Origin of the sequence: Crassaminicella profunda, from assembly GCF_019884785.1 — a bacterium.
GTDB lineage: Bacteria > Bacillota > Clostridia > Peptostreptococcales > Thermotaleaceae > Crassaminicella > Crassaminicella profunda.
On sequence record NZ_CP082326.1, the window covers coordinates 2,596,787 to 2,619,273 of the forward strand.

General features: G+C 30.1%; 24 protein-coding genes. 2 read left to right on the forward strand and 22 right to left on the reverse strand.

The features are described from left to right. Nucleotides 1-41: 41 nt before the first annotated feature. From K7H06_RS12300 to K7H06_RS12355, 12 genes are all read right to left on the reverse strand, one after another. A complete protein-coding gene (locus K7H06_RS12300; protein WP_223036341.1) occupies nt 42-449 on the reverse strand; it encodes a GNAT family N-acetyltransferase in 408 nt (135 codons plus the stop codon). Nucleotides 450-470: 21 nt separating this feature from the next. Continuing rightward, the gene (locus K7H06_RS12305; RefSeq protein ID WP_223036342.1) at nt 471-1,223 is read right to left on the reverse strand and encodes an AAA family ATPase; all 753 of its coding nucleotides are present in this window, start codon (nt 1,221-1,223) and stop codon (nt 471-473) included. A gap of 163 nt (nt 1,224-1,386) precedes the next feature. Beyond that, nucleotides 1,387-1,905, reverse strand: coding sequence for a transglycosylase SLT domain-containing protein (locus K7H06_RS12310; RefSeq protein ID WP_223036343.1), 519 nt, complete (start codon nt 1,903-1,905; stop codon nt 1,387-1,389). A gap of 145 nt (nt 1,906-2,050) precedes the next feature. Then, nucleotides 2,051-3,949, reverse strand: coding sequence for an FtsX-like permease family protein (locus K7H06_RS12315; protein WP_223036344.1), 1,899 nt, complete (start codon nt 3,947-3,949; stop codon nt 2,051-2,053). Then, nucleotides 3,924-4,694 (reverse strand): ABC transporter ATP-binding protein, encoded by a 771-nt coding sequence (locus tag K7H06_RS12320; protein WP_223036345.1) that lies wholly within the window; start codon nt 4,692-4,694, stop codon nt 3,924-3,926. The genes K7H06_RS12315 and K7H06_RS12320 overlap by 26 nt, the downstream gene beginning before the upstream one ends. Before the next feature lie 107 nt (nt 4,695-4,801). Continuing rightward, nucleotides 4,802-5,791, reverse strand: coding sequence for a sensor histidine kinase (locus tag K7H06_RS12325; protein ID WP_223036346.1), 990 nt, complete (start codon nt 5,789-5,791; stop codon nt 4,802-4,804). Beyond that, a complete protein-coding gene (locus K7H06_RS12330; RefSeq protein ID WP_223036347.1) occupies nt 5,791-6,492 on the reverse strand; it encodes a response regulator transcription factor in 702 nt (233 codons plus the stop codon). The genes K7H06_RS12325 and K7H06_RS12330 overlap by 1 nt, the downstream gene beginning before the upstream one ends. Before the next feature lie 108 nt (nt 6,493-6,600). Next, nucleotides 6,601-7,356, reverse strand: a complete 756-nt coding sequence (locus K7H06_RS12335; protein WP_223036348.1) for a phosphatase — start codon at nt 7,354-7,356, stop codon at nt 6,601-6,603. A gap of 239 nt (nt 7,357-7,595) precedes the next feature. Continuing rightward, complete coding sequence (locus K7H06_RS12340) at nt 7,596-8,018, reverse strand: GNAT family N-acetyltransferase (RefSeq protein WP_223036349.1); 423 nt, start codon at nt 8,016-8,018, stop codon at nt 7,596-7,598. A gap of 110 nt (nt 8,019-8,128) precedes the next feature. Continuing rightward, nucleotides 8,129-8,596 carry a RidA family protein gene (locus K7H06_RS12345; protein ID WP_223036350.1) on the reverse strand — a complete coding sequence of 156 codons (468 nt, stop codon included), beginning with the start codon at nt 8,594-8,596 and terminating at the stop codon, nt 8,129-8,131. An 81-nt stretch (nt 8,597-8,677) separates the two neighbouring features. Beyond that, on the reverse strand, nt 8,678-9,886 hold the full coding sequence (gene thrC / locus K7H06_RS12350) for a threonine synthase (protein WP_223036351.1): 1,209 nt from the start codon (nt 9,884-9,886) through the stop codon (nt 8,678-8,680). 41 nt (nt 9,887-9,927) lie between these two features. Then, nucleotides 9,928-10,575 (reverse strand): helix-turn-helix transcriptional regulator, encoded by a 648-nt coding sequence (locus tag K7H06_RS12355; protein ID WP_223036352.1) that lies wholly within the window; start codon nt 10,573-10,575, stop codon nt 9,928-9,930. A 371-nt stretch (nt 10,576-10,946) separates the two neighbouring features. On the opposite strand from K7H06_RS12355, the gene hydE reads away from it, so the two are divergent. Next, a complete protein-coding gene (gene hydE, locus K7H06_RS12360; RefSeq protein ID WP_223036353.1) occupies nt 10,947-11,978 on the forward strand; it encodes a [FeFe] hydrogenase H-cluster radical SAM maturase HydE in 1,032 nt (343 codons plus the stop codon). 89 nt (nt 11,979-12,067) lie between these two features. Here the strand turns inward: hydE and K7H06_RS12365 are convergent, their stop codons facing one another. Next, nucleotides 12,068-13,423, reverse strand: a complete 1,356-nt coding sequence (locus K7H06_RS12365; RefSeq protein ID WP_223036354.1) for an MATE family efflux transporter — start codon at nt 13,421-13,423, stop codon at nt 12,068-12,070. Between the two features lie 320 nt (nt 13,424-13,743). On the opposite strand from K7H06_RS12365, the gene K7H06_RS12370 reads away from it, so the two are divergent. Then, nucleotides 13,744-14,634, forward strand: coding sequence for a LysR family transcriptional regulator (locus tag K7H06_RS12370; protein WP_223036355.1), 891 nt, complete (start codon nt 13,744-13,746; stop codon nt 14,632-14,634). 32 nt (nt 14,635-14,666) lie between these two features. On the opposite strand, the gene K7H06_RS12375 is transcribed toward K7H06_RS12370, so the two are convergent. The 9 genes from K7H06_RS12375 to K7H06_RS12415 all read right to left on the reverse strand — a co-directional run bounded on the left by K7H06_RS12375 (nt 14,667) and on the right by K7H06_RS12415 (nt 22,184). Further along, on the reverse strand, nt 14,667-15,194 hold the full coding sequence (locus K7H06_RS12375) for a YeeE/YedE thiosulfate transporter family protein (RefSeq protein ID WP_223036356.1): 528 nt from the start codon (nt 15,192-15,194) through the stop codon (nt 14,667-14,669). A gap of 10 nt (nt 15,195-15,204) precedes the next feature. Then, nucleotides 15,205-15,432 (reverse strand): sulfurtransferase TusA family protein, encoded by a 228-nt coding sequence (locus K7H06_RS12380; RefSeq protein ID WP_223036357.1) that lies wholly within the window; start codon nt 15,430-15,432, stop codon nt 15,205-15,207. Between the two features lie 13 nt (nt 15,433-15,445). Beyond that, nucleotides 15,446-16,129, reverse strand: coding sequence for a YeeE/YedE thiosulfate transporter family protein (locus tag K7H06_RS12385; protein WP_246637525.1), 684 nt, complete (start codon nt 16,127-16,129; stop codon nt 15,446-15,448). A 225-nt stretch (nt 16,130-16,354) separates the two neighbouring features. Continuing rightward, nucleotides 16,355-16,552: a cold-shock protein gene (locus K7H06_RS12390; RefSeq protein ID WP_223036358.1), complete on the reverse strand. Its 198-nt coding sequence runs from the start codon at nt 16,550-16,552 to the stop codon at nt 16,355-16,357. Nucleotides 16,553-16,812: 260 nt separating this feature from the next. Further along, nucleotides 16,813-18,321 (reverse strand): DUF1846 domain-containing protein, encoded by a 1,509-nt coding sequence (locus K7H06_RS12395; RefSeq protein WP_223036359.1) that lies wholly within the window; start codon nt 18,319-18,321, stop codon nt 16,813-16,815. 190 nt (nt 18,322-18,511) lie between these two features. Then, nucleotides 18,512-19,081 carry a class I SAM-dependent methyltransferase gene (locus tag K7H06_RS12400; RefSeq protein ID WP_223036360.1) on the reverse strand — a complete coding sequence of 190 codons (570 nt, stop codon included), beginning with the start codon at nt 19,079-19,081 and terminating at the stop codon, nt 18,512-18,514. Nucleotides 19,082-19,199: 118 nt separating this feature from the next. Next, on the reverse strand, nt 19,200-20,717 hold the full coding sequence (locus K7H06_RS12405; protein WP_223036361.1) for a sensor histidine kinase: 1,518 nt from the start codon (nt 20,715-20,717) through the stop codon (nt 19,200-19,202). After that, entirely contained in the window at nt 20,707-21,402 is a 696-nt protein-coding gene (locus K7H06_RS12410) for a response regulator transcription factor (protein WP_223036362.1), read from the reverse strand. The genes K7H06_RS12405 and K7H06_RS12410 overlap by 11 nt, the downstream gene beginning before the upstream one ends. 137 nt (nt 21,403-21,539) lie before the next feature. Beyond that, nucleotides 21,540-22,184 (reverse strand): TlpA family protein disulfide reductase, encoded by a 645-nt coding sequence (locus K7H06_RS12415; protein WP_223036363.1) that lies wholly within the window; start codon nt 22,182-22,184, stop codon nt 21,540-21,542. Nucleotides 22,185-22,487 lie beyond the last annotated feature (303 nt).

Here is a 22,487-nt window from a genome sequence, read left to right on the forward strand (position 1 = left end):
CATATCGCTTTACATTTCTTTTAAAAATATATTGTAATCAATCACTTTAAATATTTTCTCATAATGATATAATCAATACCACCCTTTTGAAAGCTTTCATTGGTCTCTACCATTCCAAATTTTTTATAAAAATCAATTTTATCATATCTTGCATTACACCATATATGATTGATTCCATCTTTTTTTGTTTTTTCCATAACAAATTTTAGTAATTGCCCTCCATATCCTTTTCCTTGCTCCTCTTTTAACGTAGCAAACTTTCTAAATTGAGCCCCGTCCTCACTAAAAAACAAAGAAATGACTGAAACCATTTTATTCTCTTCAAAAACTCCATAGTGTTTCCCCTTATGATCATCTTTTAATTTCACATAGTTCAAATCTTTTTCTGGCCACATGACTTTATGCCTTATTTCCCATGTATCTTCTACATAGATTTCTTTAATAATCATCCTATCACCCTTTTTTCAATTTTATGATTCCATAAGAATATTTAACATTTTTTCACGATTATTCATAAATTGCTTCATAATCTGGTAATGCTCTGTTTCCTCATAATTTACCCTTTTAAAACCATTATTTACTTGTAAAATCATTGCATCAGGATAAGCCATAATAATGGGTGAATGGGTTGCAATAATAAATTGGGATTCCTCTTGAACCAATTGATGAATTCTTGAAATCATAGACATTTGTCTAAAAGGAGACAAAGCTGCTTCTGGTTCATCTAATATATAGAGCCCCCTTCCAGAAAATCGATTAATGAACGTTGCAAAAAATGACTCTCCATGGGACTGTGCATGAAGTGAAGTTCCACCATATGAATCAATAATCCTAGGTCCCCCTCCACTTTTATCAAGTTCCTCAATATTTGTAGCAAGATTATAAAAACTTTCTGCACGTAAAAAGAAACCATCTTTAGGTCTTTTTATGCCTTTGCTAAGCCTTATGTATTCATATAGCTCTGAATGTGTATCTCTTGATGAAAAATTGAAATTTTTCGTCCCTCCTTCTGGATTAAATCCAAAAGATGTAGCAATAGCTTCTAAAAGCGTTGACTTTCCCGTACCATTTTCTCCTACTACAAAGGTGACTCTTGGATGAAATGTTAAAGTACTTAATCCATTAACAATTGGTAAATCAAACGGATATCTAGAAAAAGAATTGATTTCATCCCGCAACAATCTTATGCTTCTTAAATATTGATTATTTTCAGATAATTTCATTTTTTCTCCTCCAATAAACGCATCATCTTTGTATATCATTAAACATTATTTCTTACATCTATTCACTGATTCATGTACTTCTATTTTATTATAGAATTATTTCATGTCAATAAAAAAAGTCATCATAATTACTTTTGTAAAATGATAACTTTTTAATGCTATATTAATCTATTTTCAATTCTTCTTGATATTTTTCTTCATAGATTTTTTTCATAAATTCAATTGCATCAACATATCCTGGTTTACCCTCTGGGATTTCTTCTTTTAGAGCACCTCGATAACGCCATCCTTTAATAACTGCTTCTTCATCACTATTATCTTTCTGAAGCTCTCCTAAATACCAAACGCCCATCTTAATATTGGTATCTGCATCCTTTAAATCCTTCCAAGAAAAATTTTCTATCCCCATTTCCTTTGCCCATTTTTCTCCTAACTCTCCTTTAATTTGCATAAGCCCTATTTTATCTTCTTTGTCGCTAAACCAACTTATGAAATTATGAAAACCACTTTCTTGGCGAATGATGGTTGCCACAAGGAATGGGTCTACACCATATTCTTTTGAGTATTTTACAATTTTCTTCTCATAATCTAGGCGATAATCATCACTATTTTGTAAATTTACAAAAGCAACAACACCCAAAATCAATACTACAGCTACTACAATACCTATTATTTTTTTCATTTCTAATTCCCCCTATTGTTTATTCATATCTTATACAATTTCATTATAAAAAATCTTATTAAATCCAGCTATCGAATTTCATTACATTTACCTTACAAGCTTGTAATGATTTAAAAGAAAAAAAGCCTGTTGTATAAACAACAAGCTATCCTATATAACGCAATAAGTTCTTTATATATTGATATCGAAGAATTAAAAAATAAATTACCTGCACTATTAAAAATCCTATTAACACCTTCAATATAGGAAAAACAATAGATGTAGAAAACAACATTTGTAAAGGCTTTAATGCAAAAGCTGTATGAATAAAAGCAATCACATAGGGAATAAAAAATAATACAGCCATTTGAACCGTTACAGCTCTTTTTAATTCCTCTTGAGTCATTCCAACCTTTGTCATATTTCTATATTTATCCCTTTCCTGAGATAAATCTGCATAAAATCTAAAATACAAAAAACTCCCTGCTGCAATAAAAAATATAACACCAATGAAAAATCCAATAAATAGAGTCAACCCTGACATTTGTTTATTTTCATAATATCCCTCTGACATACTCCAAAAGATTCCTGAAAAATCTTTATCATTTTTTATCTTCAAAGCTATATTTAGTGTTTTTTCCCAATTTGAAATAACATATCCATAAAAATATTCTTTTTGTCCTAGATTTTCTACTTTTGAAAAAATAGCATCATTCACAACAATAAGAGGTCCTAGTAATCCACGCGGAACAATGATCTTTTCTCCTAATCCCTTAAGATCAATCTTTATAGCACTTTCTTTAAATACGATTTCATTTTCTCTTAAAAGACTTCTTTCAAGAGATTGACTAGTAGAATCATTAAATTGAGGCACTATAAAGGCTTCATCATCCTTCATCCTTATTTTTTCAAAATCTAAAACATTTGCAATATGATTATATTCCGAAAGCTTCATAATACTATAGCTATTAAATTTATCTGTCTCATTATTTTTTTGCCCAATAGCAGTAATTTTTACTTTTTCATATGGAATATTTTTTTCATCTAATAAACTTTCTAATTTCTTTAAATTTTTTTCTATATTTTTATCTTCCTTTTCTGGAAAATAATTAAATGCATAAATAAGTTCTTCTTCAGCTACATTCTTGATTTGACTATCCCAAAGGTACAAAGTAGCTACAGAAGTAAACGCCACTGCTGATACAATACTTACTAAAAAAAGAATTTGTGCATTATCCTTTATTCTATAGGATAAATCTGAAATCCAAAGAATATTGGTTCGTTTCATATAGAATTTTCTATTCTTCTTCAAAACTCCAATAAAGAATATACTTAATTGAGAAAAAAAGAAAAACGTCCCCACGGTAACAATTAATATAACAGGTAAAATCAACATAGTCAGAGTATGTCCATTTGCTGTATAAGCTAAAAAATATCCTCCTAATAATAATATACCTGCAAGCATTGATAATATAGTAGATGCTTTTGGCTCTTTTTTAGGCTTTCTTGAACCCTTAAGGAGTTCAATGATCTTATTCACTCTTATAAAACCAATCGTAAAGGCTGAAATACAAAAAAATAAAATAAAAAAGGATATACTCGTTAAACATATAGCTTTTCCAGGGAAATAAAAAGATAAAGAATGAATCATCAAAAGCTTTGCAGCCATTAATAAAAATAGCTTCAAAAATACAAATCCCATGAAAATTCCCGCAATAATTGAACAAACGCCTATAATCATATTTTCCATAAAGATTAATCCACTTAACTGCTTCTTTGATATTCCTAAAATCATATAGGTTCCAAATTCATTATTTCTTGCTTTTAGAAATGTTCCTACTGAATATAAAACAAATAGGAAAGAAAAAATAAAAATAATGATTTCTGCTGCAAGCATTCCATTTTTAACTGCATTTTTTAGAGGAGTATTCTCTACTTCTGGATGAAACATAAAGCTTGCGAAGGTAAAAAAAATCATTACAGAAAATGCACTACTCAAAAAATAAGCTGAATATATACTTTTGTTTCTAATTATATTTTTAAAGGCGAATTGACGAAAAGTCATGATGATCCCCCCCTAACAATGCAAGCACATCCATGATTTGATGAAAAAACTTTTGACGATTCTCTCCCTGATGGATTTCATTATAAATTTCTCCATCCTTAATAAAAAGAACACGGTGACAGTAGCTTGCAGCAAAAGGATCATGAGTTACCATCATGGTAGTAACCAGATCTCGTCCATTAATCACTTCAAATAATTCCATTACATCCTTCGAAGCCTTAGAATCTAAATTTCCTGTAGGTTCATCTGCTAACAATAGTGAAGGAGCATGAATAATAGCACGAGCAATAGCAGCCCTTTGGGCTTGTCCTCCTGATACTTCATAAGTTCTTTTATGAAGGATTTCTTCAATGCCAAGTCTCTTTGATACCCGCTCAAGTCTTTCATCCATTTCAGATAAACGATAGCCATCTAATGTTAAGGGCAATACAATATTTTCCCCTATGGTCAATGTGTCTAATAAATTATAATCTTGAAATACAAAGCCAAGCTCACGACGTCTGAACAAAGAAAGGTCTGAACCCTTTAACTTGTGTGGGTTTTTATCATTTAATAATACTTCTCCTGATGTAGGATGATCTATGGTTGAAACCATATTTAAAAGGGTTGTTTTCCCACTTCCAGAGGGACCCATCACCCCTACAAATTCTCCTTTTTCTATAGTTAGATGAATATTCCTTAGTGCACAAAAGGGAACCTTTGCCCCATAAATTTTTCCGATTTCTTTTAGCTTTAAAATAGACATAAGCTTAATTCCTTTCCTAATATAAGTTTATTTTTTATCATACTTTCTTCTATTTTATTTATTCTGTACACTAAGTTCTATCGATTTATATTTCATCAACCTTACAATCATGTAATCTTTCCATTTTGAAAAACAATTCGTATAGTGGTTCCTTTCTCTACCTCTGATTCTATCTCAATTTTATGATCTAATTTTTCACAAACCTTTCTTACTAAATACAATCCCATTCCTGTAGATTCTCCAAATTTCCTTCCATTTTCTCCTGTATAAAAGGCTTCAAAAACTCTTTTTATATCTGATTTAGGAATCCCTACCCCCTCATCCTTTACTTCTAATACGCTATACTGCTCTCTTACATGAGAATGAATAAAAATTTTCTTATTATCTTCTTTACTATATCGTATAGCATTTGTTAAAAGCTGCTGCAAGATAAATTTAATCCACTTTCCATCTGAGTAAACAACAGCTCCTTCTTCTATATGAACTTCTGGATATACCCTTTTGCGAATAAATAATCTTTTTAATTCATTCACTACTTCTAGTGCCAAGGGCTTTAATAGAATTTGATCAACATGGAAATCCTGTTGAAAGTCGTCTAATCTTGCCATATATAAAGCCATATTTAGTCCACTATTAAGCCGTTCCACTTCTTCTCTAATATTTTCTAAATGCAACACATCTTCATTTTCCTGAATAATCAATTGGATTACAGAAAGAGGCGTTTTCATCTGGTGTACCCATTGATTCATAAATATAAGATGCTCTTTTTGCTTTCTTGTATAATTTTGAAGCTGATTTTGATATAAATAATACTGACTCTTTAGTAATTCATCTAATCCTTGAGCAAGAGGCGTATTTCCTGCTGATGCTAAATACTCTTCTAAACCACTAGGGGATTTACTCAATCGTCTATAAAAATTTTTATGAGTATGATAACGATATATTAAATAACATCCTAAAAAAAAGATAGTTAAAAAATAAAAATAATACAGATTATTTTCAAATCCTCCCATCCACTGATAAATTCCCACTAAAAAGATCATATTAAAAATATATAAAATGCATAGAAGCAATTGATCTTTAAAGAACAATTTCATTAGACATTCCCCCATGTAATATTCATTCGATACCCAGCACCACGAACCGTCTCAATAGCTCCTTCAATATCAAACTCTAAAAGCCGTTTTCTAAGACGTGTAACATTTACATTCAACGTATTTTCTTCCACAAAATTTTGATCATCCCATAATTTTTCTAATAAATATTCACGACTTGCTACACGAGGATATTTCTTTATCAATGCTTCTAATAAAACAGCCTCTTTTTTTGCAAGTATTATAACTTCTTCTTTAAAATGTACTTCTAATCTTTCAGGATATAAAGTAAGCTCTGCAAGTTCAATAGTTCTTTCCTGAGTTGGTGCTGCATAACTTCCATAACATCGTCTTAGTTGACTTCTTATTTTCGCCATTACCACTTCATAATAAAAGGGCTTTGTAATGTAATCATCTCCCCCACTTTCTATAGCCATGACCTGCTCCATTTCTCCTGAACGTGCAGAGATAAAAATAATAGGACAAGTAGAAGTTTGTCTGATTTTTCTACACCAATAATATCCATCATATTTAGGTAAATTCACATCTAAAAGAACAATATGGGGCTGCATTTTTTGAAACTGCTCCATAATCCCATCAAAATCTTTTACTATATTTGCTTCATAACCATATTTTTCAATATGTGAACTTAAAAGCTTTGCAATATTTATATCGTCTTCTACAATCATAATCTTGTAATTCATACGATTTCCACCCTTTCTATTTTTTATCATATATAAAATACAATAAATATTTTACAAAAAAACATGCATGACTTTTATTCACACATGTTTAATCTATACACATACCTTTTATTTTTCTTCCTTGATAATGTTTTTGAAATCCTCAATATTTTTTTTACCCTTTTCTTCCAAATAACGAATTAATTTATGCATAGACGTATTAATCACTAACTCCTCTGGCATATTGATCTCTTCAAACATTTCTTCCACATAATCAAATCGACCTAATTGATTTGCAATATGTGTATCCGTACCAACCGCTATCCTTACATCTAGCTTTTGGGCTAATTTTGCAATTCTCGTACAAATATGTTTACTTCCTGGTCTACTTTTTCCAAAAGAGCTATTATTAATTTCTATCAATATATTATTTTTTTTAGCTTCTTTTAATACCCTTTCTTCATCTATAGGAAATAGTGGATTTCCTGGATGTGCAATAATATCTATATATTTATTTTTCATAGCTTTTATTAAGGTATTTGTATTCTCTTCTTTACTTTTTGCCTTTACACAAACATTATGTAAACTTGCAATAACAATATCTAACTCCTCTAAAACTTCATCCCTTATATCAAGTTCCCCATCTTCATTAATAATATTTGCTTCTACTCCTCTAAGTACAAATACTCCATCCATAACTCTTGGAATCACTTTTTGATTCTTTATATGATATATATGAGGTCCTCCTGGCATTGCTGGACCATGATCTGTAAGGGCAAACATCTTTATTCCTACATTTTTAGCTTCTCTTACTAAATCATGTACAGTACTGTAAGCATGTCCACTAGCAATAGTGTGACAATGAGTATCTAATACAAATTTCATAACCATATCCCCTTCCTTGTTCAACACAGAATCATATCATATGATGGCAATGACAACAAGTCCCTATCTAAAAAATAATAAAAAACTTTCCTTTAACAAGAATATACCCATCTCTTTTCTTATTATTCTTATTCCCCTATAAAATAGGTATTTCTTTTGAAAATATCTAGACTAAGATTAAATAAGAGTATTCTTTTTCATAAAAGAACACTCTTATTTAACATATTTTCAATAAATTTTTATAAACACTTTTTCATACAAATATGTTTAATATTTGCTTCATCAAAAACATCCCCGAAAGGCTCAAAGCCTAATTTTTCATAAAATCCTTTTGCAGTCATCTGGGCATGTAGCTGAATTTCTTTTCCATTAAGTTCTTCTACTTTTTTAATAATATTTTTCATGATTAAATTTCCATAATCTTTGCCTCTATACTCCTTTAAAACAGCTATTCTTCCTACTAAATAATATTTTTCCTTTTCTAATAATCGACCAACAGCAATAGCTTGATTCTTATCATATGCTACTATATGATAGGCTTTATCATCCAACTCATCTAATTCTATTTCGATAGGAACATTTTGTTCCTTTACAAATACTTCATATCGAACACTGCTTGCATCTTTAAAATTTTCTTTTCCTTTGGACCATTTGATCTCCATTAGTATGCCCCCTACCATTTTATTGAATTAATCTTAAAAGATCATTTATCAAAATGATACCATAGGATTAGATATTAAACAATTCAACAACAAATGATTTTACTAAAAATCTAGAGAGATTTCTTTATTTTCGCCATCAATTCAATTTCCACAGCTGCATTGCCTGGTAATGAGTTAGTTCCTACGGCAACTCTAGCATGCTTGCCTTTTTCACCAAATATCTTCTCTAACAATTCAGATGCCCCATTAATAACAAGCGAATGCTTTTCGAAATCTTCACAACAGTTCACATACCCTGTGAGCTTAACAATTCCTTCAATCCTGTCTAAATCTCCTATATAATACTTGATGGCACTAATTGCTCGTAAAGTACAAATTTTTGCAGCTTCGTATCCATCTTCAACAGATAAATCACGTCCTATTTTTCCTTTATACAATAATTTTTTTCCATTTTTAGGTGTTTGCCCTGCTACAAAAATAAATGGTTCACTTAATACGGCTGGTACATAAACTGCAGCAGGTTCTGGACAAGGTGGCAGTTTAATTTCTAATATTTCTAATCGCTTTTCAATCTCCATATTTTTTCTTATAGAATATAATAAATTTTATTCTATAAGTTCCTCCTCTCACGAGATTTTTATGCATTCATTTTTCTAAACTTAAAATTTATTCTCTATAAAGCTACTTAATTCATTGATTTTACATTCTAAAGCTTTTAAATCATGTTTTTCAAAAGCAGCCGTATATTTAAGACCACTACCCGTTACAACACAAACAATTTTTTCATGCCCTTTTAAACAGTTTTCTTCTTTTAACTTTTTAACGGCTGCTAGAGGAACTGCTGATGCAGGTTGTCCAAATATCCCTATTCTTGCAAGGATTCCTTGTGATTCTACAATTTCTTCATCTGAAACGGCTACACAAATCCCTTCGTTTTCTTTTATCATTCTCAATGTCTGATTCCCACTTGGTGGAAATGGATTTTCAATGGCATGAGCAATCGTACTAGGATTTTCAGCCCTTGAGATGATTTGCCCTTGATCTTTATAAGCATTATATATAGGAGAGCAGCCACTGGCTTGTGCACAAATGATTTTAGGAATTCTATCAAGCAACCCACAATTTCTAAATTCCCTAAATCCCTTTTCTATTCCTCTAATATTTCCTCCAGCACTAGTAGGTACAACCACATAATCTGGCATATGAAAATTTAATTGTTCACAAATTTCAAAGGCTATCGTCTTTGATCCTTCTACTCTAAAAGGTGCATCCGAATTGATAAAATAGATATCATTTGCTTTTCCTATTTTTAAGCTTTCAAAATAAAGCTTTCCATAATCTCCATCTACTTTGATAAGATTTGGATGGTAAATAGCAATAGGATTTAATTTCTCAGGAGCAATATTTTTACTTACAAATATAAAAGTTTCCAAATGGGCTTTACTTCCATATGCCGCTACAGAAGGAGCCATGTTTCCAGTAGATACAGTTCCAATCCTTTTATATCCTAATTTTAGTGCATGCTGAATTCCTACAATCGTTCCTCGATCTTTAAAAGACCAGGTAGGATTTTGGCTCTCATTTTTAAAATATAAGCTTTCTACTCCAAAAGCTTGTGCTAGTTCTTTCGATGATACTAAAGGGGTAAATCCTTCTCCTAAAGATATTTCATCATTCACATCTAAAAAGGGAAAAAAATCTGAATACCTTTTCATAATAGTTTGATTCAATACATTATCATCTTTAATTTCCCCAGTTTTTATTTCTTCTAATTCTAAGGGTTCATTACAAACATCACAGCGATAATAGGCTTTGTCCACTGAAAATTTTTTATTGCATTTTGTACAAATCAATTGAATCTTTTTCATTTTTTCTCCTCCTTTATTGATCCTCATTGAAAGTTCTTCCACTAACATTCCTTTTTATTTTTTCTTACTTCATCTAAATAACTATATACTGTTACATTTGAAATATTTAACTTTTCAGCAACCTGATCAATACCTCCCTTTATTAAAAAGATTCCTTTTTGATCCATGAATTCAATAAGTGCTATCTTTTCTTTCCTTTTTAAATCATGAACATTTACATTTCCAATAATTTTATTGATCAAATCCTCCGCAATGTCCATAACATTTTCTAGAGGTTCTACTTCTTCTTCAATTTTTTCCTCTCTAACTTCCATAAATTCATCTAAAAAATCCTTCATATCTTTCATTTTTTCTAAATCATAATTAATACACAAAGCACCGATTACTTCTCCTTTAGTATTTCTTAGAAAAACGGTAGATGACTTTAAAGGTCTTCCATCTTTTGAATAGGTTTTATAATTAGCTGTAATATCATGATCAAACTTTTTTGATAATAAGACTTGCTTGATTAGGATATTAAAAGTATCTCCTACTTTTTTCCCTGATACATGGTTATTCACCATATAGACAATTGAATTTTGTGGATGAGATAAATCATGAATCACTACTTCACAATTTTTACCAAAGGTCTTCCCTATCAAGTCTGCTATAGGAAAATATTTTTTTAACTCTTTTTTAATTTTAGCCATCCTATCAACTCCATTTATACAAATTTTATACTTAGTCTATTTAGACTTTAGTTAAATATATAACCTATCAAAACTAAATGATTAACCCTTCAAGATCATAACAACATATAATTTTTTATATAAAATATATATTTTCATTAAATTATATAACTTTTTATATATTTTTTCAATCTATTTATTGTTTGTATTTTAAAACTTTTTTGACTTTGTACAAATATCTATAACCTTATACTATTTTCAATAGCATAGACAATCAGTTACTACTTTGATATAATTACAAAAAATATCCCAATTATATACATTTAATATTGACTAAAAAATCTACCCTAATTGTAAGGATTTTCTAAGCAAAAAGGGGCTTGGAGGATTGCATGAATACACAAAAAATTATTGATAAAATCGTAGAAACTTCTCAAGGTAGTATAGATGAGCTAATAAATATATTGAATTCTGATTGTGATGCTTATTTATTTAAACAAGCTGATCAGGTAAGGAAAAAGTGCTGTGGTAATGAAATACACTTAAGAGCTATCATTGAATTTTCAAATCATTGTAGATGTGATTGCTCCTATTGTGGGATCAATAGACAAAATACATCTTTAACTCGATACCGAATGGAACTAGATGAAATTATTGATTATGCAAAAAAAGCATATGCAGCTGGCTATCAAACCATGGTTCTTCAATCTGGAGAAGATCCATGGTACACTCGAGAAAAAATTTCTTATATCATTAAGGGTATTAAAAAACTTGGTGATATTGCTATTACCTTAAGTGTTGGCGAAAGGGATTATGATACTTACAAACAGTGGAAAGTAGATGGTGCAGATAGATTCCTTATCAAACACGAAACAGCAGATGAAGCTTTATATAATTCTCTTCATCCTCATTCTTCTTTTAAAAATAGAATACAGTGCTTAAAAGACCTTAAAGAGTTAGGATATCAAATAGGCAGCGGCTTTATGATTGGACTTCCTGGTCAAACATTAGATACCCTTGCAAAGGATATACTTCTTTTAAAGGAATTAGATGTGGATATGGCAGGAATGGGACCATTTATTCCCCATCCTAAAACAAAGCTTAAAAATTATCCTGTAGGAAGCTCCTATCTTACTTTAAAAGCCCTTGCCCTTACGAGGATTTTGTTGAAAAGACCCCATTTACCCACTACTACTGCTCTCGAAGTAACAAATATAAAAGATCGTAAAAATGCTTTTTACACAGGAGCAAATGTAATTATGCGTAAAGTGCAACCATATAAATATAGAAAATTATACGAAATATATCCAAACCCTTCTATTCATGAGAAAAGCATAGGAAAAGAAAGAAAAGAAGTAGAAGATTATATAAAAATAATAGGAAGAAAAGTAGCTAATACCCGGGGAGATTCTATTCATCTATAAAATAATTCATAAAAATACTACTCCTATTTCTTTAGGAGTAGTATTTTAGCTTTTACATAAACTATAATACTTTAAATAAGTTTTTTGTTTTAAACTGCATTTATACCTTGCACAAGATTTTTCATCCATTTCTTAGATCTATATCTTTTTATAGAAAGTATACATTTCACTACTTCTTCAATAGTTACAAAGAAAAACACTTCATACACTGCTATTTTAAGAATAAATGCCCCAATAATACATATAGGCACCCCTACTAACCACATGGTTGCAAGCTCTATTTTTAAAACATAAGAAGTATCGCCTCCACCTCTTAACACACCTACAATCAAAAGAACATTTATAAATCTAACAGGCAATATGAAAGCTGTAATTAAAAGCATATATAAAGAACTCGTATATACCTCATGGGAAATTTTATAGAAATTCAAAATAAATTTTGAAGAAGTAGCAAGAGCTAACCCCATTACCAAAGATAATACTAAACATATTTTAATCAATTTTCTTGCATAATCCTTAGCTGTCTCAAAATCATCTTTTCCAATTTCATTTCCCACCATCACACAAGCTGCATTAGAAACTGCAAACAGCACAATAAAGAACATGTTTTGAACCGTCATACATATTTGAACTGCTGCAATAGCTTTTGTTCCCATATTTCCATAAATGACCGAATATATAACCATCCCTAACCCCCAACAAAGCTCATTAATGATTACAGGCACTGTCACTTTCATAATATCTTTAAAAAATTCAACATTGAAAGCTAGCATTTCACTAACTGAAGCTTTTAAAGCATGATCTTTTCTATATATTAAGAAAAGAATCAAAATCATTTCACATACTCTAGCAATCAAAGTCGCAAGGGCAGCTCCTCTTACTCCCATAGCAGGCATATTAAAATTACCAAAGATAAATACATAATTAAAAAACACATTTAAAACAAGAGCACATGCACTACAAATCATAGGTAAAAAAGCTTTTTGAACCCCTCTACTTCCTATCCCAAATGCAAGAGATATAGCCATAAACACATAGCTGATGCATACAAGTTCAAGATAATTTTTCCCAAGATTTATAACTTCATTATTCTTATTAAATATAGTGATCACTTCATCACTAAAGAACCTTCCAAAAAATGTGAACCCTACACTTACAATCACACCTAACACAAGGGATATCCCTAAAACTTTTTTTATACTCATAATATCTTTTTTGCCCCAAAATTGAGCAATCAATACATTGCATCCTGAATAAATACCCATGATCATAATATTTAATAGAAAAAAGTATTGATTAGCAATCCCCAAAGCAGCAACAGCTTCTTCTCCAAGTCTTCCAATCATAAAGTTATCCATCAAATTGAGAGAAGATGTAATAAAATATTGAATCATTATAGGAAAAGCAATTTTTAAAAGATTTTTATAAAAAGGTGATTTGAACATAGTTTTCCTCCTTTTAAATTTTTGCAACAAAAAAATCCACTGCAAAAGGAAAGCTTTACAGTGGATTTCATCACTTTTATATATGTATCAATTTTTTCCAATATCATCTTAACATAATCACCTATAAAAATCAATAAGCTTACCTATCCTTTATTTCATTAAAGATTAATTTTAAGCTTTTGTACTAATTTCACACCCCAGACTCCACTAATAGTTAGTTTAAATCATCCTTCTGTTTAAATATGTTTATTTTTGGGTACTATAGTGATAAAATGATTATATATTTGACAAATTTTTATCTTTTTTGAGGATGTGATTATATGAATCTTCAACATCTACGTTCATTTTATATAACTGTAAAATGTAATAGCATATCAAAAGCTGCAAAAACTCTTCACCTTACTCAACCAGGACTAAGTATGCAACTTCAAAATCTAGAAAAAGAATTAAATGCAAGTCTTCTAACAAGAAGTAATAAAGGGGTAAAATTAACAGAAGAGGGAAAAGTGGTATTTGACTATGCAGATACCTTACTATCTATCCAAGGAAATATTGAAAGAGATTTGAAAAGTTTACAACAAGATCAACCACAGCTAATGATTGGATCTTGTAAAAGCGTAGGAGATTATGCTCTTCCTTGTAGCATTTACACTTTTAAGCAACTTCACAAAGAAGTGAATATTCAGCTAGAGGTAAATAGTTCTACAGAAGTCATTGAAAATCTACGTCAGCATACTATTAATATTGGTATCATTCAACATGATCCAAAAGTAAATGATATGGTTACACAAACAATCATTTCAGATGAATTACTTTTAGTAGGCAATCAAAAGGATGCACCGAAGCAAATCTCTTTAGAAGAACTAAAAAAACTTCCTCTAATTTTACGTGAAAAGAACTCAGGGACACGCTATTTAGTAAGAGAAGCACTAGAAAGAAAAGGAATTGGGTTGGAAGACTTAAATGTCATTTATGATCTTAATTCCTTAGAAGCTATTAAATCTTCTATTCTTGCAGGGAAAGGATTTTCTTTTTTACCAAAATTAATTATCCAGCAAGAACTAAAAGAACTAAGTATCCAACCAGTTGTGGTAGAGGATTTAACTATTCACTTTGATTACTACATCGCTTCAAGAAAAAAATATAAATTCACCCACTACGAGCAAATGTTTGTAGATTTTATAATTTCACACAAAAGAGGATTTTGCTAAAAAAAGAAGAAGGCCCATGATTCTTCTTCTTTTTATAACAAAAATCGAATTAAAATTTTACTACCAACTAACGCGCCTAATATAGCAAATAGTCCAAATACCCAAGCATGTAAAGAAAAAGAGGGAATCCCACTAAAAAAAGCCCCTATATTACAACCCACGGCAAGTCTTGTTCCATATCCCATCATAATTCCACCCAAAAGAGCAAAAACCAATTGTCTTCTATTTTTTATTTTTTTCCATTTCAATTGAGACGCTAACAAGGTTGCAATAAAAGAACCTACAATCACACCCATATTTAAAATGGTATATTGATTCAAAAATACATTATACTTTGTAATCACTGGTTCATAATAATGTTGAAAATGTTCAAAATACTCCCAACTAAGAGGGTCTAACCCAAACCATTTTAAAATTCCAACGCCCCACAGTAAAAATCCACTGGTAATCTGCCAGCTAATCCCACTCATAGCCAACAAAATCACATTCAAAAGTCCTAATAGAATTCCTCCTACCCAATAAGGCCAAGGCTTTTTTAGCCATGTGACAATGGGCTTCATCCAATCCCTCCTATTTTGTTTTTTCAATATAAACTTCCCATTCTCCATCCTCTACTTCAACTACCTCAACGGGGTATTGGTTTTTCACTGCCCATTCCTTTATATTTGCTCCAACACAACTATGGTCAGAGCGTATAATCACAACATCTCCCACTTCCATTGTTTTTAACTCCTTCATAGCTTTCAACAAAGGAACAGGACATAATTCATATAAACAATCAATTTCTCTTACTGCCATGCAATTGCCTCCATTACATATCTTTTCTATATCTATTTTCATACCATATTGCTAGTACATATAAACCAAATAATACCAAAAGTTGTCCTAACACAACTATTTTGAAATCAAAGTATTCAAAGAAATAAATGGTCTTTGCATGCTCAATAATATGTTCATACCAAAAACCATAATGTTTTGCTCCTAGGATCGTTCCAATGAAAAATCCCAAAAGAACCATCCATTGAAGGGCATGTCCTTCTCCAATTCGCATCAATACACCAGAACTACATCCTCCCGCAATAACCATTCCTACACCAAATAAAAAAGCACCTATGACCACATGAATACCTACAGAGGTGACAGCCCCTGGAATAAAATCATACTCAATAGGATTTTTCTGAATATAAACATATTGAATTACAGCAAAACCAATGGTGCTCACCATCATGGCCAAAAGCATCCCTCTAAATAATCTTGTATCCTTCACAAGAAAAGGATCTCTAAGTGCTGCTGCAAAACAAAATCGTGAATAACGAAGAACAATGCCTATCCCAATTCCTAAAATCCAGCATATAGCCAACTTATACTCCTTTTGCCAAAATCCTATACAAAGAGTCAGTGCAAGAATTAGCAAAATAATCCCAAAAGGAATTTGATTTTTCTTCTTTTTTGCCCCATTTCGTTTTTCAATTAATCTAGCCATTTCATTTGACAATATCGCATCATCCTTTTAAATAAAACAAAGATTTTTATGATTCATCCATCATTTCGTTTACATAATTATATATCATACCCTTCGTTAAAACAAGAATATTCAATATTTTGGATGATTTTTCATCTTTTAAAATAGAATAAGGATGCATCTGCATCCCTATTCAAAATAAAATGATAAATAAAAAAACTGAAGATAAATCTTCAGTTTTTCATTCGTCTCATAAAATTATAATACTGTAATGTTTTCAGCTTGAGGACCTTTAGCTCCTTCAACAACGTCAAAACTTACTTTTTGACCTTCTTCTAGAGTTTTGAATCCTTCTTTGTTGATTTGTGAGAAATGAGCGAATACATCATTTCCTTCTTCTGTAGTGATGAATCCAAATCCTTTGTCACTGTTAAACCATTTTACTGTACCTGTCATGTTTATCTACCTCCGAAATTTTTATTCCTTTAATTCTTTGTAAAAATAAATCATCAATAAAAATTTCGAAATCTCTATACTTAAGTTATTCTTAATTTTAGATCGTTCGAAAAATATTCATATAATAAATTATTTACTTCTGAATTAAGGTTCTATATCAGTATACACCATTTTAAAAATAGTTCAAGGGTTTTTTCATTATTCATACAAATATTTTTTTACTTTCCCTTGCTTCTTTAAATTTTTTATAAATAACTTCACTAATTATTATAATACAAACTATCTGATGGATATTCAGGATCACAGGTAACATCTATGTCCAATTTTCTAAATGTCTGCTCATCATTTGTATTTAAAATAGTTGTAGAATGAGCCTGACATCCCTTTAGCATAGATAGTTTTTCCATAGCTACTTGAGCCATAGGATTAGTTGCTGCACTCATGCTTAGTGCAATTAAAATTTCTTCACAAGTTAATGCTGTAATCTTACTATTAAAAGTTTTTGATTTTAGGTTAATAATTGTCTCTAAGATTACTGGTGAAATTAAATGCATTTCATCTGCAATATTGGCAAGATTTTTAATTGCATTTAAAATTACTGCTGCTGCTGCATCCATGATGTTTGAACTTTTTCCTGTTAAGATTGTTCCATCATGAAGCTGCAGCGCTACTGCTGAACATTGTTCATTTTTAGATAACTCTTCCTTTAGCTTAACACTTCTTTCTCTAGCTGGAATCACTACCTTACGATCGTCAGCTTTAAGATGAAGCTCTTCCATAATCAGCTTTGCTCTATGGAAAGTCTCTAAATCTACATAGCCTTTTTTATACTCACAACCTGTTTTAAAATATCTTCTAATAATCTCTTGTTTTGAAGCTTCTTTTACAATCTCATCATCAATAATACCAAATCCGACCTGATTTACACCCATATCTGTAGGTGATTTATAAACAGCTTCCTCCCCTGTTATTTTTTCAATAATTCTTTTAAGTACAGGGAATGTTTCAATATCACGATTATAATTTACTGTAATCTCTTTGTATGCATCAAAATGGAAAGAGTCAATCATATTGACATCCTTTAAATCCACTGTTGCAGACTCATATGCAATATTTAACGGATGCTTTAGTGGTACATTCCAAACAGGGAATGTTTCAAATTTAGAATATCCTGCCACACGTCCCCTTTTATACTCATGGTATAACTGACTTAAGCAAGTAGCAAGCTTCCCACTACCAGGTCCTGGAGCCGTTACAACTACAATAGGCTTTGTAGTTTCAATATATGGATTCTTTCCATACCCTTCATCACTAACAATCATATCCACATCTGTAGGATATCCCTTTGTTGCACGATGGGTATATACCTTAATGCCTCTTCTCTCTAGCTTATTCATAAATACAGTTGTTGCAGGCTGATTGTCATATCTAGTAATGACAACACTATTCACATCCAACTCATGGGATCTTAAATCATCTATCAATCTTAAAACATCCATATCGTAAGTGATTCCAAAATCCCCACGGATTTTATTTCTTTCAATATCCCCAGCATAAACACAAATAACCACTTCAACCTTTTCTTTTAGCTTATGAAGTAATTTGATCTTTGCGTTTTCATCAAAACCTGGAAGTACTCTTTTTGCATGTAAATCAAATAATAGTTTTCCTCCAAACTCTAAATAAAGCTTGTCATAATCATTTACTCTTTCAAGTATAAACTTTGATTGTTCTTCTAAATATTTTTTTGGATCAAAACCTTTTTTCATAATAACCCTCACTCTTCTTAATTATTCTTTGACTATTTTAACACGAAATCACTTGAATGGTAATGGTTAATATGAATATTTTTCAAAAAAAATGCTCAATTATTAATGCCTGAACTGTGCTATTTTTCTATATTTTTGTTAATTTCCTTGAATTTGTAAATAAAACATACTATTCATTTTCATATGGTACTCATTCGACTTCTTGCCTTCCACAGTTAAATACAAATGCGGGAGGAATATTTCTAAATTCATAGGCAATACTAACCTCTTGGAAAAACTTTCTCATTAGATTTCTTTTTAATAAAGTGTATTGAAATGTAATAAATTTGCCATCTTTTTTTAATAGCTTTACTGTATTTGTTAAAATATCATTTGATAAATCCTCTGGGAAGGCCGCAAAAGGTAATCCAGATACTATATAATCTACATATTCAAATCCAAATCTGTTTATATACTTGTTTACTTTTTCTGCAGAATCATGAATAATATAAACATTTTTAGTATGTCCATATTTAAATTTTAGTAAATCATACAAATCATCATTTAATTCCATTACAAATAAAACTGTATCTTTTTTCTTTCTCTTTATTAGTTCTTCTGTAAAAACCCCTGTACCTGGACCATACTCCACAATACATCTAGCATTTTCAAAATTTATCTTTTCCATCATTTTATTTGCAAGGGCTTTAGAGCTAGGACAAATGGCCCCAATCATTCTAGGGTACTTTATATAATTTTTTAAAAAAGAAGCTACTTCCATTCTATAATCCTCCCTCTCATTTCATTAATAACTTTTATTATATGAAGAATTATAAAACAAATACCTTAATAAAAACCCTATTAAAATCTTAAGACTTTCTTAAAATATCATTAGCTATTTAACACTTAAAACTTACAAAAAATCTTATATTTTCTTCCTCACAGGTAGCCCAAATATTTCCTCCTTGTATTTCTACAATACTTTTCGCTATAGCTAGTCCAAGACCCGTTCCTTCATCCTCTGATGTTCTAGATTTATCCCCTTTATAAAACCTTTCAAATAAATAAGAGATTTCATCTTTAGGAATAGTTTTGCCTTTATTTTCAATACAAACGACTCCATGATAATCATCTTTGTAAATACTTATTTTAATTTTCCCTGGTTTAAAGCTATATTTCACTGCATTCATCAATAGATTTTCAAATACTCTTACAGTTTTATCTGGATCTATTAATATATTTAATTTTTCTTCTACTATCTCTTTTTCTAATTCTAGATTATTCTCTTCAAAAATAGGTACAAACTCTTCTATTAACTGATCTAAAAATTCATTAAGATTTACATATATTTTATTTAATTCTATTCCTTTATTCGCTACCTTTGTATATTCAAATAAATCATCTATAAGGATTTTTAATTTTTCAGATTTATGAAAAGCAATTCGAGTATACTCTTCTAAATCTTGTTCATCCTTATATCTTTTCTCTTTTATTAACCCTAAATATCCTATAATAGACGTAAGAGGTGTCCTCAAATCATGAGATACATTGGTAATGAGCTCATTTTTTGTAGCTTCTGCTCTTCTTTCTTCTTCTATCTTTTTCTCTAAAGATTCACTCATATGGTTGATATTTTGAGCAAGTAGACCTAATTCATCCTCTCCCTTTTTAACAATTCTAAAATCTAAATTTCCCTTTGAAATCTCTATTAGACCCTCTGATATTTCCTGAATATATTGTACTTTTCTTTTTGTTAAAATAAAAACTAGATATAATAAAAGCATTACTGATATAACAATCATAACAGGAACAATAACATCTATATCATCATAAAAATATTTAATTTCTCCATCCGGTATTCCCTTTAAAATAAGATAACTTCTCTGATCTTTAAAATTTATTGGATAAATAAATACTTGCTCCTGTATGGGCTCACGACCTCTCCAGGTTTTTGAATCTTCATATCTGTTTTCATTAACATTTTTAATGACATTATATAAATCTACTTGTATTTCATCCCCATTCTTTGTCTTGTAATTCACTTTTCCATCTAAATCTGTAATCAATATTTTCACATGATTCTCAGCATAGTCATCTATTATTTTTTTTATATTTTCTTTATCCTGAATGCTATATTCCTGCTTTGATAGTTTACTTACTAATGATTCTGTCTTCCATTGCATGTTGTTTATACCATCACTATAATTCATGTAAGGGTGAATTTGAAAAATCCCAATAAAACCTATAGATACAAAAAAGAACAGGATACTAATAAATATACATATTGTAAAAGTTCCAACAAGTTCTAATCGAATATTACTTGTGATCTTTTTCTTCATTAGCTTATATAGAGGAATACTCTTCTTCAATAAATCGATCAATCCTTTTATATCTACCTTTTTTAACTTATCTTTCAACTTTATATCCCACTCCCCATACAGTTTTTATGAATTTAGGTTTTCTTGGATTTTCTTCAATCTTCTCTCTTATTTTTCGAATATGCACCATTACTGTATTATTTGCATCATGAAAATCTTCTTTCCATACTCGTTCATAAATCTTCTCTATACTAAATACAATCCCCCTATTTCTTGATAAAAGCTCTAATATTTCAAATTCTGTAGGAGTAAGCTTTATATTTTCCCCTCTTACTTTCACTTCATGAGTATCTATGCAAATGACTAATTCATCTATTTCAATAATAGAATCACTTTCTGCTTTTTTTATATTCAATTTTATATATCTTCTCAATTGAGATTTTGCTCTCGCTACTAACTCTAATGGATTAAAAGGTTTTGTCATATAATCATCTGCCCCTGTAGTCAGCCCCATAATCTTATCCATATCTTCACTTTTTGCTGAGAGCATAATAATCGGCATATTTTTTTCCTCTCGAATTTTCATACAAGCCTTTATTCCATCCATTTTGGGCATCATAATATCCAATATAATCAAATGAACTTCTTGATCTTCTAATATTTTTAATGCTTCTTCTCCATTAGAAGCTAAAATTATAGTATATCCTTCATTTTCTAAGTAAATCTTTATTAAATCTCTAATTTCTTTTTCATCATCTACTACGAGAATATTTTCCTGACTCATTAAATCACCCTCCTATTTCATCTACTATCAGTATATCTAAAATTCATAGGACTTTCTTAAAAACTATTAAAAAATCCGTAGCTTCGCTACAGATTTTTAAACATAACGAATACTCACATAGTATTCTAAAATTATTTTCATTGCTTATTATTTCTTTCTAAGATTTCATTCACAATTTCAAGATACTCTTCATAAGAATTTGCTCCTGCAACATGTGTCTTTAAAATATTTCCTTTTTGATCTATAAAGATAGATGCAGGAACATAGTCAAATTTACTTACAATTTCATCTAACAATACCTGATCTGGAATAATATTCACATATGTTACACCTGTTTTCTTAATAATATTTTCAGCTTCTTTTTTATTTTTATCCTTTTTAACATCTGCAATAATTCCTACAAGATTCACATCTTTTTTAGAAATTTCTTCAGACAGCTTTTCTAAATCTGGCATTTCGTTGATACATGGACCACAAAAAGTTCCCCATAAATTGATCATCGTTAGCTTGTGCTCTTTAAATAATTTTTCTGTTATCTCATTTCCATCCATATCTTTTGCCTTGAATGCTGGAACCATTTTGTCTTCAAGTGGATTTGTTGCTAACTTCTCAGCCTTTTCTTCTAAATTAACAAACTTCTCTTTATTCATAAAATGACGTTTGTAAAATCCATCCCCATCTAAGGAAATACTTCCATCAGGATGAACGTCTATAAATATAAAACCCATTAGTCCTAGTAGTACAGTCCCTATTATTAATCCAATTTTTGTTTTCTTTTTCATTTTTTATTCTCCTTTATTTTAATATTTTACCCCTTAATCTCTTTTACATATTTTTCTTATATTTTGTAATTAAACCATATTTTGTATCACTTAGAGATTATATGAAAATTATAAAATAAATATCTTAATAAAAACTTTTGTTAAATCTTAAGATTTTCTTAGTATTTCCTCTATATTTGTTCTAAAAATAAGAAAAATTACATATCTCATTTAAAATACTTCTCTATAAAAAATTTTATAAACAGGTTTGAAAGTAGTTGAAAGTCCAACTATTTTTATATATAATACAATTAGTTGAAAGTC